Source organism: Bradyrhizobium sp. NAS80.1 (genome assembly GCF_001908205.1).
Classification (GTDB): Bacteria; Pseudomonadota; Alphaproteobacteria; order Rhizobiales; family Xanthobacteraceae; genus Bradyrhizobium.
In genome coordinates, this window is sequence record NZ_LGHL01000018.1 from 1 (window position 1) to 14,681 (window position 14,681).

Annotated in this window: 9 protein-coding genes and 1 pseudogene; 3 read left to right on the plus strand and 7 right to left on the minus strand. The window is 64.1% G+C overall.

Features of this window, described 5'->3' with window-relative positions; all coding sequences use genetic code 11:
• Positions 1-221: 221 nt before the first annotated feature.
• Positions 222-1,571, minus strand: coding sequence for a malonyl-CoA decarboxylase (locus AC629_RS04855; protein ID WP_084803646.1), 1,350 nt, complete (start codon positions 1,569-1,571; stop codon positions 222-224).
• 119 nt (positions 1,572-1,690) lie between these two features.
• Complete coding sequence (locus tag AC629_RS04860; RefSeq protein ID WP_084803647.1) at positions 1,691-2,488, minus strand: AraC family transcriptional regulator; 798 nt, start codon at positions 2,486-2,488, stop codon at positions 1,691-1,693.
• A gap of 59 nt (positions 2,489-2,547) precedes the next feature.
• Between AC629_RS04860 and AC629_RS04865 the strand changes: the two genes are divergently transcribed.
• A complete protein-coding gene (locus tag AC629_RS04865) occupies positions 2,548-3,720 on the plus strand; it encodes an MFS transporter (protein WP_084803648.1) in 1,173 nt (390 codons plus the stop codon).
• A 566-nt stretch (positions 3,721-4,286) separates the two neighbouring features.
• Positions 4,287-6,552: pseudogene (locus AC629_RS04870) on the plus strand (cation:proton antiporter domain-containing protein).
• Here AC629_RS04870 and AC629_RS04875 read toward each other — a convergent pair.
• Positions 6,549-9,707 (minus strand): efflux RND transporter permease subunit, encoded by a 3,159-nt coding sequence (locus AC629_RS04875; protein WP_084803649.1) that lies wholly within the window; start codon positions 9,705-9,707, stop codon positions 6,549-6,551. The pseudogene AC629_RS04870 and the gene AC629_RS04875 overlap by 4 nt on opposite strands.
• A gap of 13 nt (positions 9,708-9,720) precedes the next feature.
• The gene (locus AC629_RS04880; protein ID WP_084803674.1) at positions 9,721-10,914 is read right to left on the minus strand and encodes an efflux RND transporter periplasmic adaptor subunit; all 1,194 of its coding nucleotides are present in this window, start codon (positions 10,912-10,914) and stop codon (positions 9,721-9,723) included.
• 235 nt (positions 10,915-11,149) lie between these two features.
• On the opposite strand from AC629_RS04880, the gene AC629_RS04885 reads away from it, so the two are divergent.
• A complete protein-coding gene (locus tag AC629_RS04885) occupies positions 11,150-11,941 on the plus strand; it encodes an ABC transporter substrate-binding protein (RefSeq protein ID WP_084803650.1) in 792 nt (263 codons plus the stop codon).
• Positions 11,942-12,151: 210 nt separating this feature from the next.
• On the opposite strand, the gene AC629_RS48310 is transcribed toward AC629_RS04885, so the two are convergent.
• Genes AC629_RS48310 through AC629_RS04900 form a run of 3 tightly spaced genes read right to left on the minus strand, consistent with a single transcriptional unit; the run spans position 12,152 to position 14,625 of the window.
• Positions 12,152-12,352: a hypothetical protein gene (locus AC629_RS48310; RefSeq protein ID WP_245331719.1), complete on the minus strand. Its 201-nt coding sequence runs from the start codon at positions 12,350-12,352 to the stop codon at positions 12,152-12,154.
• Between the two features lie 49 nt (positions 12,353-12,401).
• Complete coding sequence (locus AC629_RS04895) at positions 12,402-13,508, minus strand: alpha/beta fold hydrolase (RefSeq protein ID WP_084803651.1); 1,107 nt, start codon at positions 13,506-13,508, stop codon at positions 12,402-12,404.
• 43 nt (positions 13,509-13,551) lie between these two features.
• A complete protein-coding gene (locus AC629_RS04900) occupies positions 13,552-14,625 on the minus strand; it encodes an alpha/beta hydrolase (protein ID WP_084803652.1) in 1,074 nt (357 codons plus the stop codon).
• Between the last annotated feature and the right edge of the window lie 56 nt (positions 14,626-14,681).

Genomic DNA, 14,681 nt, shown 5'->3' on the forward strand with positions numbered 1-14,681 from the left:
CATCCCAATGCGGATAATCTGGCTCACGGACGGCTCCTGTGAATGAGTTTCTGACAACCTCATTCTGGCACATTGATGCCGTAGGGGGCCGTCCACCCCATCAACCCCAGGGAGGAGTTATGGAGCGAGCTGGTAACTCCGAGTCTTCGCCAAAGCCGATCCTGTGGCTATGGGTCCCGGATCTGCGCTGCGCTTGTCCGGGACGACAGTTGAGTGCGCGGCTACGACAACCGCATATCCAGCAGCCGCCGCTCGCCCTTCAGCAGCTTCTTCACCGCGCTTGACGCCACGACCTCGCCGTCATTGGCGTAGGCCTCGTGGTTCTTCTCGATGTCGTCGAGGCGGTAGAGGTAGTTGACCATGACGCCGGCGGACTCGCGCAGGCCCTTCGGCGAGAGGTCGCCGAGCCAGTTGATGCGTTCGAGCCTCGCGCCGTTGCCGAGATGGAAGCGGGCGACGGAATCGATCAGCCGGCCCTTCGGCGTGCGGGCCTTCAAGAAATAGTACGCCGCGAGCGGCTCGATCACGCTGCGCAGCTGCGCGGTCGCCTCCGCATTCTCGAACCATTTCGGCTCGTCGAGGCGCTTCAGCACCTCGCGATCCTCGTCCGACAGCGGCAGCTCCCTGTCCTGCCTCACCCACTGCGTGAACCCCGGCACCGGCGACAGCGTCACGAAATTGTCCAGCCTGGGCAGTTCGCGGCGCAGCTCTTCCACCACCTGCTTGATCAGGAAGCTGCCGAAGGAGATGCCGCCAAGGCCGCGCTGGGTGTTGGAGATCGAATAGAACACGGCGGTGCGCGCCTTCTCTATCGGAAGGTACTGGCGATCGACGGCAAGCAGCGGCGCGATCGCGCCGGGGATCGTCTCGGTCAGCGCCACCTCGACGAAAATCAGGGGCTCGTCCACCATCGCGGGATGGAAGAAGGCGTAGCAGCGGCGGTCGACCGGATCGATGCGGCGGCGCAGATCGTCCCAGTCGCTGATCTCATGCACGGCTTCGTAACGGATGATCTTTTCGAGGATGTTGGCCGGGGTCGACCAGTCAATCCTGCGCAGCACGAGAAACCCCCTGTTGAACCACGAAGAGAGAAGATGCGACACGTCGCGGTCGAGCGCGGCGAGATCGGTGTGTCCGTTCATCATGCTGAGCAGATCGGCGCGCATGCTGACGAGGTCGCCGGTGCCGCCGGGCGCGCGGTTGAGACGGCGGATCAGTTCCTGCCGCCGCGGCTCCGAAGCGAAGTGCAGAGAGCTGGCATCCTCGTCACTGGGTTTGGCGCGCCATTTTTCAATGGCCTCCGCCAGGCGTTCCCGATCCGGGCCGAAATCGCGGAGCAGGCCTTCGAAAAAGGCGCGACGTCCTGCCGCATCCAATTTCCGGTAGATGTCGAGCACCTCGCGCGCCATCGCGGTGCCGGAGGCTTCGCCCCGGCCCGACAGCAGCGCGCCGCAGAGCGCGATCAATCCGTCGGCGTCCTGTTTGGTGTCCAGGCCGTCGCCGCGGCGAAGCAGCGTGCGGCCGCGCTCGGAGATGGTGGCGAGCAGGTCGGAGAAGAAGGCGTTGGCCATCTGGGCTTTTCGATTCCGGTTTGTGCGCTGCGGCAGCTTACACGGGATTTAGGCGGAAGCCGATCACAATCAAGCGCAAGAGTTTGGCATCTTTAGTTGGGCGCCCTTTTTAGGTGGGATTACGCCTTCCCCGCAAACTCCGTCGGCGTCCGCCCCGTCACTTGACGGAACGCCGCGGAGAACGCCGGCACGCTGGCATAGCCGAGCTGGGTGGCGAGCTGTTTCACCGACACATTCGCATCCGTGGACAGCCGCTGGATCGCTGCCGCGATGCGGGCGCGCTGGCACCAGCTCTTGAAGCTCAGTTGCGTCTCGGTCGAGAACAACCGCGACAGCGTGCGCGCCGAGGTTCCGACCTCGCGCGCCAGCGTATCGATGTCGTGCTGGCCGGTGGGATCGTCGAGCACGATCATGGCGGCGCGCCGGCAGCGCGGCTCACGCGGCAGCGGCACGAAGGTCGCGGAATCCTCGGCCTGGTGCAATTCCAGCATCACCAGGCGAACCAGCAGCTCGGTGCGCTCCTCGGTATTGCGGATGTCGAACAGTGCGAGGATCGACTGGTGCAGCAGCGGCGGCACCCGCACCACGAATTCCTTGGTCAGGCCCTCGTCGCGCTGCTCGCGTTTCAGCCACGGCAGGTCGAAATAGAGCGTGCGCATCTCGATGTCGGCGAGCACATCGATGGCGTGCTCGAGCCCGGCGGGCACCCAGACGGCGCGGTCCGGAGGCACCAGCCAGCGCCCCTTGGGCGTCGTCACCTGCATGGTGCCGCGGGCCGCATAGACGAGCTGCGCCTCGCGGTGCATGTGCGGATCGAGCCGCAGGCCCTTGGGGTAGTCGCGCGCGACCAGGTGCACGCCTGCGGTCGAGCGGTGGTTGCCCCGGACCTCCCGGATTGGCGTTTCGACGACAGTCATTGGCGGCATCCCGTCATGGCCAGGACATATAACTCATTTCGGAGCAGAAGAGGATTCGTATGAACAGCCCCGGTCGGGTGATCAGTTTCGTCAACGCAGGCCACTTCGTCGATCATTATTCGATGCTGATCTTCGCCGCCGCCGTGATCATCATGGGGCCGGCGCTCGGCATGGCGTATTCGGAGCTCCTGCCCTATGCGACGCCGGGCTTCGTCGCCTTCGGCGCCGGCTCGCTGCTCACGGGCTGGCTCGGAGACCGCTGGAGCCGCCGCCACATGATGCTGATCTTCTTTATCGGCATCGGCCTGTCCATGATCTCGGTCGGCTTCGTGCAGACCCCGGCGCAGCTCGGCGCCGCGCTGCTCGCGATCGGCATCTTCGCCTCGATCTATCACCCGGTCGGCACCGCGATGATCGTGTCCTATGCCGACAGGCTCGGCCGCGAGATGGGGCTGAACGGCGTCTGGGGCAATCTCGGCGTCGCCTCGTCCGCGCTGGTCACCGGCGTGATCGGCCAGTATCTCGGCTGGCGCTTCGCCTTCATCATTCCCGGCATCGTCACCATCCTGATCGGCATCGCGTTTGCGATGACCGTCGTGCACGAGGATCGCAAGGGCTCGAAGCAGGCGGCGGCGCAGGCGCGCGTTGCAAAGCAGGACATGTGGCGCGTGATCCTGTCGCTCCTGATCGTCGTGATCGCGATCTCGACGACGTTCAACGCCGTCACCGTGGCGCTGCCAAAACTGTTCGCTGAGCGGCTCGCCGATCTCACCAAGAGCCCGGCGCTGCTCGGTGTCATCGCGGCCTGCGTCTATGTGTTCGGCGCGATGACCCAGTACACCATCGGCCGGCTGCTCGACCGCTACTCCCTGAAGACGGTGGCGCTGCCGCTGTCCTTCATGCTGGCGCCATTCCTGTATCTCGCCGCGAGCCTGTCCAATCTGCCGCTGATCGTGGTCTCGATCGGCATCGTCATGGGGGCGTTCGGGCAGGTCACGGTGAACGACGCCATGGTCGGCAAATACACCACCGAAGAGTGGCGCTCGCGCGCCTATGCGGTGCGCTATTTCGTCGGCTTCACCGCGGCGGGCGCGTCGGTCGGTCTGGTCGCCTGGCTCTACGAGCAGGGTGGCTTCGTCACCATGCTCCACGCCTTTGCCGGTCTCTGCCTGCTCGCGATCGCAGCCGCGATCATCCTGCCGCGCGAGATCAGAACGCCGCAGCCGGCCTGAGGGGGAATCGCTGGCTGTCTCTTGTCGGCTCGTCATTGCTTTGCCCCCGTCGTCATTCCGGGGCGCGCCGATAGGCGCGAGCCCGGAATCCATCGGGCGGCAGAGATTGCGGAAAAATGGATTCCGGGCTCGTCGCTACGCGACGCCCCGGAATGACGGAAGAGATACGCGCGCCTGCGCCCAACCCCGTCATTGCGAGGAGCGTAGCGACGAAGCAATCCAGACTCTTCCCGCGGAAAGACTCTGGATTGCTTCGCGGAGCCTGTCATCGGGCCGCGCTGTGCGCGGACCCGTTGGCTCGCAATGACGGAGAATGGGGCGCGCGTCGCGCATGCAACCCATGATGCCATTGTGCCGGTGTTTCGCCCGACGAGTCAAACGTCGGTGCGGCCGAAACCTCAACGCCGCCAGCGCCGTTCTACTGTGCATGGGGTTGTTTTCGACTTTTTTGTTTTCGCCACCTTAGCCCCGCCGCGGAGGTCGGGAACTCCCTCCGCCGCCCGCGGGTTCTACCCTCTGTGGCCTCGGCACTTCGCCGGGGCAGATGAAGGGGGAAAGACACCTGCATGCAGTGGAGCCTGCTCCGACCGGTCGGTCTTGTCCCCGCGGCGCTTGTCCTCACCACCATTGCGGCCGGCGCCGAGGGCGGCAAACCGGCAGCGCCATCCGAGTTCCTTCTGCTGGCGCAGATCGTGCTGCTGATCGCCTTCGGCCGCGGCCTCGGCGAGATCATGCAGCGCTTCGGCCAGCCCTCGGTGATGGGTGAATTGCTCGCCGGCATCCTGCTCGGCCCGTCGCTGTTCGGCTGGATCTGGCCCGAAGCGCAGCAGGCGATCTTCCCCCCGGACGCCCGAGCAGAAGGCGATGATCGACGGCATCGCCCAGCTCGGCATCCTTCTGCTGTTGCTGCTTACCGGCATGGAGACCGATCTCAAGCTGGTCAGGAAGGTCGGCAAGCCGGCGATCGCGATCTCGATCGCCGGTATCGTCGTTCCGTTCGCCTGCGGTTTCACTCTCGGCGAGTTCCTTCCCGATGCGCTCCTGCCCAATCCGCAACAGCGCCTGGTGGCCTCGCTGTTCATGGGGACGGCGCTGTCAATCTCCTCAGTGAAGATCGTCGCGGTGGTCGTGCGCGAGATGAATTTCATGCGCCGCAATGTCGGGCAGATCATCGTCGCCTCGGCTATCATCGACGACACCATCGGCTGGATGATCATCGCGGTGATCTTCAGCCTCGCCTCGCAAGGCACGGTGGATATCGCCTCGGTGGCGAAAGCCGTGCTGGGCACGCTCGCCTTCCTCGCCATCAGCTTCACCATCGGCCGCCGGCTGGTGTTCCTGCTCATCCGCTGGGCCAACGATTATCTCGTCAGCACCGCGCCTGTGATCACGGTGATCCTGCTGCTGATGGGCACGATGGCGCTGCTCACGCATCTGATCGGCGTGCACACCGTGCTGGGTGCCTTCGTCGCCGGCATTCTGGTCGGGCAGTCCCCGATCCTGACAAGACAGATCGACGAACGCCTGCGCGGGCTGATCTCGAGCTTCTTTATGCCGGTGTTCTTCGGTCTCGCGGGGTTGAGCGCCGATCTGTCGGTGCTTCGTGATCCCAATCTCCTGATGCTCACCGGCCTGCTCGTCGTGATCGCCTGCGTCGGCAAGTTCGGCGGCGCCTTTGTCGGCGGCACAGTGGGCGGCTTGAGTTATCGGGAGTCGCTGGCGCTCGCGAGCGGGATGAACGCCCGCGGCTCGACCGAGGTCGTCATTGCGACCATCGGTCTGTCCATCGGCGTGCTCAGCCAGAACCTGTTCACGATGATCGTGACCATGGCGATCGTGACCACGATGGCGATGCCGCCGACGCTGCGCGCGGCCCTCGCAAAGCTGCCGATGAACAGGGAGGAGGAGGAACGTCTGGAGCGGGAAGAATTCGAGAGGCGCGGCTTTGTCGCCAATCTCGAACGCCCGCTGCTGGCGGTCGACGAGAGCGTCAACGCTACCTTTGCTTCGCACATTGCGGGCCTGATCGCCGGCATGCGCGGCCTGCCGATCACGGTGCTGCACATCGGCAAGCGCGCCAAGGAGCAGGAGAAGGGACGTGACGAGGAGGGGAGCCACGAGACCGTGGTGAAGAAGGCAGCCGAAACGGTGACCGCCAACGGCGACGACGCTGGCGGCGTCGACGTGGTCACCCGGGCGAGGCGAGCGGAGCTCGGCGAAGCGATCGCTGATGAGGCGCGCAAGGGCTTCGATCTCCTCGTCGTCGGCGTCGACAAGGTCGCCGCGACCAGGGATCGTTTCGACCGGAAGATCGAAGACATCGCCGCAAAATTCGAAGGACCGCTTGCGATCGTGGCGGCCAAGGGAAAACATCTGAAGCAGCCGGTGCCCGACGCCCTCAACATTCTCGTCCCGGTCTCGGGCAGCGGCGTCTCCAAGCGCGGCGCCGAGGTCGCGGTCGCGCTGACGCAGGCCGGATCAGGCTCGCTCCGTGTGATCTATGTGGCGACGACGCGCGACAAGGGCGCGCGGCGCGGCGCCTCCCGCGGGCTGAGCCAGGAGGCAGGCATTCTCAAGGATGCCAGCGATCTCGCCGCCCGCTATGAAGTCGACATCACCACGACGCTGCGCGTGAACCGGGCGCCGGAGGCGGCGATCCTGCGCGAGATCGACACCACCGATGTCGATCTAGTGGTCATGGGCGTCGACCGCATCCAGGCCGATCACCTCTCCTTCGGTGGCGTCGCAGATGCCGTGCTGCGGCAGTCGAAGGTCTCGGTGCTCCTGGTGTCGAGCGGAGAAGCGCGGCAGGCATCCGCGCAGAAGGCTTAAGGTTTCATCTCCGCGGCCGGCTTCGCCGCCGGCGCCGTCTTCTTCGATGCGCGCCAGTTCTCGAAGCGCTGCACCACCACGAAGAAGGCAGGCACGAACAGCACGGCGAGGCAGGTCGAGGCCAGCATGCCCGAGAACACGGTGATGCCGATCGACTTGCGCGCGCTGGCGCCGGCGCCGGTCGCGATCACCAGCGGGACCACGCCGAGGATGAAGGCGAACGACGTCATCAGGATCGGGCGGAAGCGGGCGCGCGCGGCCTCGATCGCGGATTCCATGATCGGCTTGCCGTCGCGAACGTGCAGCTCGAGCCCGACCTCGACGATCAGGATGGCGTTCTTGGCCGACAGCGCGATCAGCAGGATCAGGCCGATCTGAACATAGAGATTGTTGTCGATCTTGAGCCCGTTGAGGACCAGCATTGGTCCGATCAGCGACAGCGGCACGGCGAGGATCACCGAGATCGGCGCGTACCAGCTCTCATACTGTCCGGCGAGCACCAGATAGACCAGTAGCATCGCAAGGCCGAACACCCAGTAGATCTGGTTGGTGACGGCCTTCTCCTGATAGGACATCGCGGTCCATTCAAAGCCGGTGCCCGGCGGCAGCGTCTTGTCCGCGACCTCCTCCATCAGTCTCAGCGACTGGCCGGACGAATAGCCCTGCGCGGGCAGGCCGACGATTGTCGAGGATGGATAGAGGTTGTAGAGGCTGATCAGCGACGGGCCGGTGGCCGGCGTGATCGTGGCGACGGTGCCGATCGGGATCATGTCGCCGTTCTGGTTGCGCACCATCATGTTGGCGATGTCGCGCTCGGTGACGCGGAATGACGGATCGGCCTGGGTATAGACCTGGAACACGCGTCCGAACTTGTTGAACTGGTTGACGTAGGACGAGCCGAGATAGGTCGACAGCGCCGCGAACACCTGGTCCGTCGTCACGTGCAGGGTCTGGGTCTTGATACGGTCGATCTCGACGTTGAATTGCGGCACCGATGAGCGGAACGACGACTGGACGCGCTGCAGCGCGCTCTGGCTCACTGCATTGGAGACCATCGCGCCCGTGATTGCCTGCAGCTTGGCGAAATCGCTGTTGCCGTCGCGCAGCTCGACCTGCATCGAGAAGCCGGCCGCGTTGCCGATGCCCTGGATCGGCGGCGGTGGCAGCACCACGGTGCGCGCTTCCATGATAGTTGCGACCCTGTCGTTGAGCCCATACACCAGCGAGCGCAGGTCTTCGCCTTTGCCGCGCGAGCCCCAGTCATTCAGGATGATGTAGGCAACGCCGGCATTGGCCAGGCTGGCGTTGTTGTCGAGCGCGGAGATGCCGGCAATGGTGATGACCTGCTGGACACCCGGCGTGGCCTTGATGAGATCGGCGGCCTTGTCGAGTACATTCTGGGTCCGCTCGAGCGAGGCACCGTCGGGCAACTGCACGGCGGCGATCAGGTAGCCCTGGTCCTCGATCGGCAGGAAGCCGGTCGGCACCCGCGACAGGCCGTAGCCGCCGATCCCGATCAACACCAGTGCGATTGCGACCGAGACGGTGGCGTTCCGGACCAGCAAGCCGATGAGCCGGATGTAGCCGCGCTCGACGCGGTCATAGACGGCGTTGAAGCCGCGGTAGAAGAAATTGCGTTGCTCCGGCGGCACCGCCGGTCGCAGCCAGAGCGCGCACTGCGTGGGCTTCAGCGTGGCGGCGTTGATCGCGGACAGCAACGCGGTCGCCGCGATCACCAGCGCGAATTGCGAATAGATCCGTCCCGTGAGGCCGGCGAGGAACGAGGCCGGCAGGAACACCGAGATCAGCACCAGGGTGATGCCGACGATCGGCGCGAACAGCTGGTCCATCGCCTTGATCGCGGCGTCGTGGCCGTTCATGCCCTGCTCGATGTTGTGGGCGGCGCCCTCGACCACGACGATTGCGTCGTCGACGACGATGCCAATCGCGAGCACGATCGCGAACAAGGTCGACATGTTGATGGTGAAGCCGAGCGCCGCCATCGCGGCGAACGCGCCGATGATGGTCACCGGCACGGTGGTCGCCGGCACCAGCATCGCGCGCCAGTCCTGCAGGAACACCAGGATCACGACCAGCACGAGCAGGCCGGCCTCGATCAAGGTCATGTAGACCTCGTGCACCGAGGCCTGCACGAACTTGGTGGTGTCGAACGGCGTGTCGTACCTGATGCCTCGCGGGAAGGCCCTCGCAAGCTCCGCCATTTTCTTCTCGACGGCCTGCTCGACCTGCAGCGCGTTCGCGCCCGGCGACTGGAACACGCCGATGCCGGTGGCGGGCTGGTTGTTGAGCGAAAAGATCTGGCTGTAGGTCTGGGCGCCGAGTTCGACCCAGCCGACGTCGCGCACGCGCGTGACGTCGCCGCTCGTGCCGGTCTTGACGATGATGTTCTCGAACTGTGTGGTGTCGTCGAGCCGGCCGTTGACGTTGAGCGTGTACTGGAACGCCTGTCCCGGCGGTGTCGGTGGCGCGCCGACCTGGCCGGCCGAGACCTGCTGGCTCTGCTGCTGGATGGCCTGGATGACGTCCTGCGGGACGAGGTCGCGGACCTGTAGCTTGTTGGGATCGAGCCACACCCGCATCGAATACTGGCCGGCGCCGAACACGGTGACGTTGCCGACGCCGGGCAGGCGGGAGAGCTCATCGCGGATGTTGATGGTGGCGTAGTTGCTCAAGTAGAGACTGTCGTACGACGAGTCCGGCGAGGTCAGCGTCACGAACAGCAGAATCGATGTCGACCGCTTCTGCACGGTAACGCCCTGGTTCTGCACGGACGCGGGCAGTTGTGATAGCGCGCTGGAGACGCGGTTCTGCACCAGTACCTGCGCGAAGTTGAGATCGGTCCCGATCTTGAAGGTCACCGTCAGCGTATAGGTGCCGTCGGAGCCGCTGTAGGACTGCATGTAGAGCATGTCCTCGACGCCATTGACCTGCTGCTCGATCTGCAGCGCCACGGTGTCGATCAAGGTCTTGGCGCTGGCGCCGGGATAGCGCGTGGTGACCTGCACTGTCGGCGGCACCACGTCCGGATATTGCGCGATCGCGAGGTTGAACAGCGCGACGCCGCCGATCAGGATCATCAGGAGCGCGATGACGTTCGAAAGGACCGGCCGCTCGATGAAGAATTTTGAGATCATGACCGGCGGCCTCCTACTTGGCAGACGCCTGCGACTGGTCGATCTTCGTCACTTGCGGGTCGATCTTCTGGCCCGGAATCACCCGCAGCAGCCCCGCGATGACGACCCGGTCGTCTGGCTCCAGGCCGCTTTCGATCACGCGCAGGCCGTTGTCCGCAGGACCGATCTGGACCTTGCGCTGCTCGACCGTGTTGTCCTTGCCGACGACGAGCAGATAGCGGCCACCCTGGTCGCTGCCGAGCGCGGTGTCGGGAACGAGGAGGGCGTTTTTCTCCTGGGTGAAGGGTACGCGGACGCGGACGAAATAGCCGGGCAGCAGCACGCGCTTGTCATTGGGCACGACGCCGCGCACCGCGAGCGTACCGGTCGACTGATTGATGGTGGGCGCGACATAGTCGAGCCTGCCCTCATGCGGATAGCCGGGCTCGGTCTGGAGACCTATCTGAATCGGAAATTGCTTGAGGTCAGCGGTGGTCAGGCCGCGACGGACGGCTTCGGCGCGGATGCGCAGGACGTCCTGCTCATTGACCGTGAAGTTCACATAGATCGGGTCCATCGCGACGATGGTCGCGAGCTGGGTCGGGGAGGCGACGCCGACGAGCTCGCCGATCGAGACGAGGTGGGCGCTGACGACGCCGTCGAACGGCGCGCTCACCCTGGTGTAGCCGTAGTTGACTTCGGCGAGCCTGGTGTTGGCCTGGGCCTGCAGGAGATTGGCCTGGGCGTTGTCGCGGTTCGATGTCGAGGTATCGAGGGTAGACTGCGCGACTGCCTGGCGCTGGACGAGATCGGTCTGCCGCCTGAAGTCAGCTTCCGCCTGCCGGAGCGAGGCCTGGGCGCCGGCTTCGGCCGCCTGCGCCTGTTCAAGCTTCAGCTTGTAGGTCTCCGGCTCGATCGTGAAGAGTTGGGTGCCTTGCTTGACGAACGTGCCGTCCTGGTAGTCGATCGATTGCAGGAAGCCCTGCACGCGCGCGACGAGATCGACGCTCTTGATCGGCGCAGTGTTGCCGGTGGCTTCGACATAGCGCGTCACCGCCCGCTGCACCGGCGTCGCCACGTCCACCTTCGGCGGTGGCGGAGCCACGAACGTGTTCTTGTCTTCGCAGCCGGCGAGCGCGGCCACGGCCGCCGCGACGGCCAGCGCCCGCCCGATATGTCTCCACGCTCGATTGCGCTGTGCGGGAGATGCGGGATTCGCTGAGGTCATTCGGTGGCCCCCGATCATTGTCTGCCGGTGCGGCAGGCTACCAACAATTGCCTGGCCGTGAAACATCATAGCCATGGCGGTCACCGGCCTTGCACTGCAAACGGCGCCATGGTCTTTGACAGGTTTGTCATGACAAATCGCTTTTCACCGAGCGCGCGATCGACCAGAATTGTGTCAAAGGCCCTGCGGCGGAAGCGAAGCGATCGGAGAGAAGAAAAGGTGAGGAGAACATGACATGCTAAGGTTCCTCCAGTCGGCTCTTGCCGGCCTCGTTCTCGCAGCGGCGGTCGCTGTGCCTGCACTAGCGGATGGCCTGACGGAGGAAATTGCGCCGACCGGCAAGCTGCGGGTCGCGATCGTGATCAGCCCGGCGGGCGGCGCGTTCTGGTCGACCAAGACGGAAGCTGGCTATGCGGGCGTGCCGGTCGACCTCGGCAAGGAGATGGCCGCTCAGCTCGGTGTTCCCGTCGAATATGTCGTGCACCAGAATTCCGGGCAGATCACCGACGCGGCGTCGAAAGGCACCTGGGACGTCACGTGGCTGCCCAGGGATCCCGAGCGCGAGACCAAGATGATGTTCGGTCCGGTCTACGAGGTCGCGGACGCCACCTACATCGTCAAGGCGGGTTCGAACGTGACCAATTTTGCAACACTCGACCAGCCCGGCATCAAAGTGGCGGCCGTCAACGCCACGACCACCATGCGTGGCGCCATCGCGCATCTGAAGAACGCGAAAGTCACGGGCTATCAGACTTATGACGAGATCTTCGGCCTTCTGAAGAGCGGCGAGATCGATGCCTTCGCGCTGTCGCGCGACCAGCTCAACAAGATGGCGCAGAAGATTCCGGGCACAAAGGTGCTGGACGAGACGTTCAAGAAGACCGTCACAGCGGTCGCCGTCCCGCTCGGCCACGGCCATGCGCTGGCGTTCGTCACCAGGTTCATGACGGAAGCGACGACGAACGGCACGCTGCGCAAGGCCTATGACAACAACGGCCTGAAGGACACGCCGATCCGCACTGAATAGGGGCAGGGCCTGCGCCGGCCTGAAGGGTCGCGAGCACTTTGGGCGGAGAGGATCTCAAGTCGATGACGGAGAGCTTGTCGTCAGGCACCGTCTTGGTGGCATCGGCCGGATCGAGCTTCATGGCGCCCGTCACCAGAGCAAGAGCGCCATCCGGCGTGATCGCCACGCTTGGCGGTGGGCCGACCACGCTGGCAGGCGCAGGCGCCTCGCCTACAACTTCAAAGCGCCGTCGGTGAAGTCGATGACGCTGACCGTATCGGGCAGCGGCTGCTTGCGCACAACGGCATTGCCGTTCTCCAGCACCATCTTGCCGTCATTGGCGGTGACCACGATCTCGGCACGACTCGTGGAGGCCGCAAGACCCGCCAATGACGCCGCAACCAGAGCTGATGCGACTTGACGTACTTTCATGTTGGCCTCCTGGTTTTGGCGGACCTCTTACGGGCCTCATCTGATCAGACTAGTTTGCCGGCTTCGCGCGGCCGCCCAGATCCTGCAAGAAGCCGCGAACTTCGCGGTTCAGGAAATCCACATCGGCAGGATTGAAACCGCCGCCCGAGGCATGGCCGGTGATGGTCCCCGGACTGATCGTTTCCATCTTTACGTTGGGAATGTTCTTGCCCATCTCGGTCGGCTCGAATTCCGGGTTGAGCAGGTCCTTGGTGCCGGTCAGGATCAGCGTCTTCGCCTTGATCGAGGCGAGCGCCTTTGCGGTATCGCCATTGAACCCTGGAGACGTGCCGACGTCATGACGCTCATAGGCCCATGTCTGGTAGATCCAGTCGTTGGCGTCGAACACCTTTATTGCCGCGTCTTCCTGCTCCTTCATCCAGGGCAGCACGTCCATGCCGTTCTTGAACTGCGCCTGATACATGTCCGGCGTGCGGGCCGCGAGCAGGTTGAGGATGTCGCGCCAGAGGCGGACGCCCTTTTCGGGGGGAGCATTATAGTTTCCGCCGTTCCACGCGGCATCGTTCATGATTGCCTTCCGCGAGGCCTCGACGACGGCCACGCTCCAGGCGGGCGTCTTGGCAAGCGGGACCATCGCCACCAGCGCGTCCATGTAGTCTGGGTGGCTGACGCCCCATTGAAGAGCCTGCATGCCGCCCATCGACGGGCCAATCACGGCGACCAGATGCTCGATGCCGAGCTTCTCCTTCGCCAGGCGATATTGCGATTCGACCATGTCGCGGATCGCGAATTTGGGGAATTGCATGCGTGGCTGCGCCTTGGAATTGCTTGGCGATGTCGTCAAGCCGTTCCCGATCGCATCAGTGCAGATGATGAAATACTTGTCGGGGTCGAGCGCCTTTCCGGGGCCGATCATGAAATCGATCCGGTGATGGTTTCCGGAGATCGCCGTCACCATCAGGATGGCGTTGGATTTCTCGGCGTTGAGCGTCCCGTGGGTCACAAAGGAGACCGAGAAATCCTTGATCACCTCGCCGCTCTCTAGTTTGAGGTCTCCCTCGCTGTAGAGCTGGTGGGGCGGTTGTTGCGGTGTGTGCGCCGCGGCCGGCGCAGACAACAGAAGGCTCAGGACGACAACGCGGACAATGTCTTTCATGACCGTTCCAATCGCGACTTGTTTATTGACGCTGATGCAATTGCTACTTGGCGAGATGCTTGTCGAAGAAAAGCGCGATCTCTTCGAAAGCATCTTTGGCCTCCGGAGAGGTATCATCCCGGTAATATTGGGCATGCGACTGCGCTTCGAACACCTGAAGTTGGGCTTCGACATGTGCAGCGCGGAGCTTGCGATGGATTCGCACGGTGTTGCTGAGCAACAGGTCCCGCGTTCCGCTGGTGAGGATGGTCGGCGGGAAGCCATTCATGTCGCCATAGATGGGCGACAGCAGCGGGTCCTTCAGATCGTGGCCCTTGGCGTAAACGACCGTGCCCGCATCGCAGAAGCCGTCCGGTGAAACCAGCACGTTGTCGAGCCTGGCGTTGGTCACAAAGGTATCGCCGACCTTGGTGACATCCGACATCGGCGTCCCCGGTGCGATCGCGCCGGGCATCGGCAATCCGTCCTGCTTGGCTTTCAACATCATTTCGAGCGTCAGCGCGCCGCCGGCCGAGCTCCCAAAGACCGCGACCTTCTTCGGGTCGGTCGTCTTGATCAAAGATTTGTAGACTGTCATTCCGTCGTCCAGCGCGGCCGGGAAATAAGCCTCGGGCGGCATGCGATAGTCGACCGAGATGACCTTGAAGCCGCCGAAGCCCGCCATGAACAGCGCTTCGGGCAGTGCGGCTTCGCCCGGGTTGAGGACGTAGCATCCGCCGTGCATGTGAAGCAGGACGCGGCCCTGGTTCTGCGGCGGAATGGTCTCGGGGGTCACGACAAAAGCCCTGACGCCGTCGATCGTGGTCTTCTCGACCTTGACGTGAAGCCGCTCCAACATGCCGGGCACGTTCTTGAGGGTGGCCGCGGCGGTCGCCTGAACGATCGGAACCCACTCCTCGCCGGTCTTTGGCAACACATCCCATCCATTGCGCAGAGGCATGCCGATGATCTTGGCGAGCTGCGGGCTCACGGTATTAGGCACGGGAACGGATTTCGCAGGAACCTGAAGCTGGCCGTCCTGCGTGGTCTGAGCCGTCGCCGAGGTCACCGCCGCCACGACCGCAAGCAGGCTAAGCCATGCGAGGCGACGCAAGCCGCCGAAAACAGAGCCGATCATGTAACCTCCACTTCGATGGTTGTTTCTTGATTGGTCGAACGTTGAGTCTTGGGTCG

Bases quoted from the DNA above. Each gene is read 5' to 3' on its own strand.
- AC629_RS04865 (WP_084803648.1), top strand. From the start codon at position 2,548: ATGAACAGCCCCGGTCGGGTGATCAGTTTCGTCAACGCAGGCCACTTC.
- AC629_RS04885 (WP_084803650.1), top strand. From the start codon at position 11,150: ATGCTAAGGTTCCTCCAGTCGGCTCTTGCCGGCCTCGTTCTCGCAGCG.
- AC629_RS04855 (WP_084803646.1), bottom strand. From the start codon at position 1,571: ATGGCCAACGCCTTCTTCTCCGACCTGCTCGCCACCATCTCCGAGCGC.
- AC629_RS04875 (WP_084803649.1), bottom strand. From the start codon at position 9,707: ATGATCTCAAAATTCTTCATCGAGCGGCCGGTCCTTTCGAACGTCATC.
- AC629_RS48310 (WP_245331719.1), bottom strand. From the start codon at position 12,352: ATGAAAGTACGTCAAGTCGCATCAGCTCTGGTTGCGGCGTCATTGGCG.
- AC629_RS04895 (WP_084803651.1), bottom strand. From the start codon at position 13,508: ATGAAAGACATTGTCCGCGTTGTCGTCCTGAGCCTTCTGTTGTCTGCG.
- AC629_RS04860 (WP_084803647.1), bottom strand. From the start codon at position 2,488: ATGACTGTCGTCGAAACGCCAATCCGGGAGGTCCGGGGCAACCACCGC.
- AC629_RS04880 (WP_084803674.1), bottom strand. From the start codon at position 10,914: ATGACCTCAGCGAATCCCGCATCTCCCGCACAGCGCAATCGAGCGTGG.
- AC629_RS04900 (WP_084803652.1), bottom strand. From the start codon at position 14,625: ATGATCGGCTCTGTTTTCGGCGGCTTGCGTCGCCTCGCATGGCTTAGC.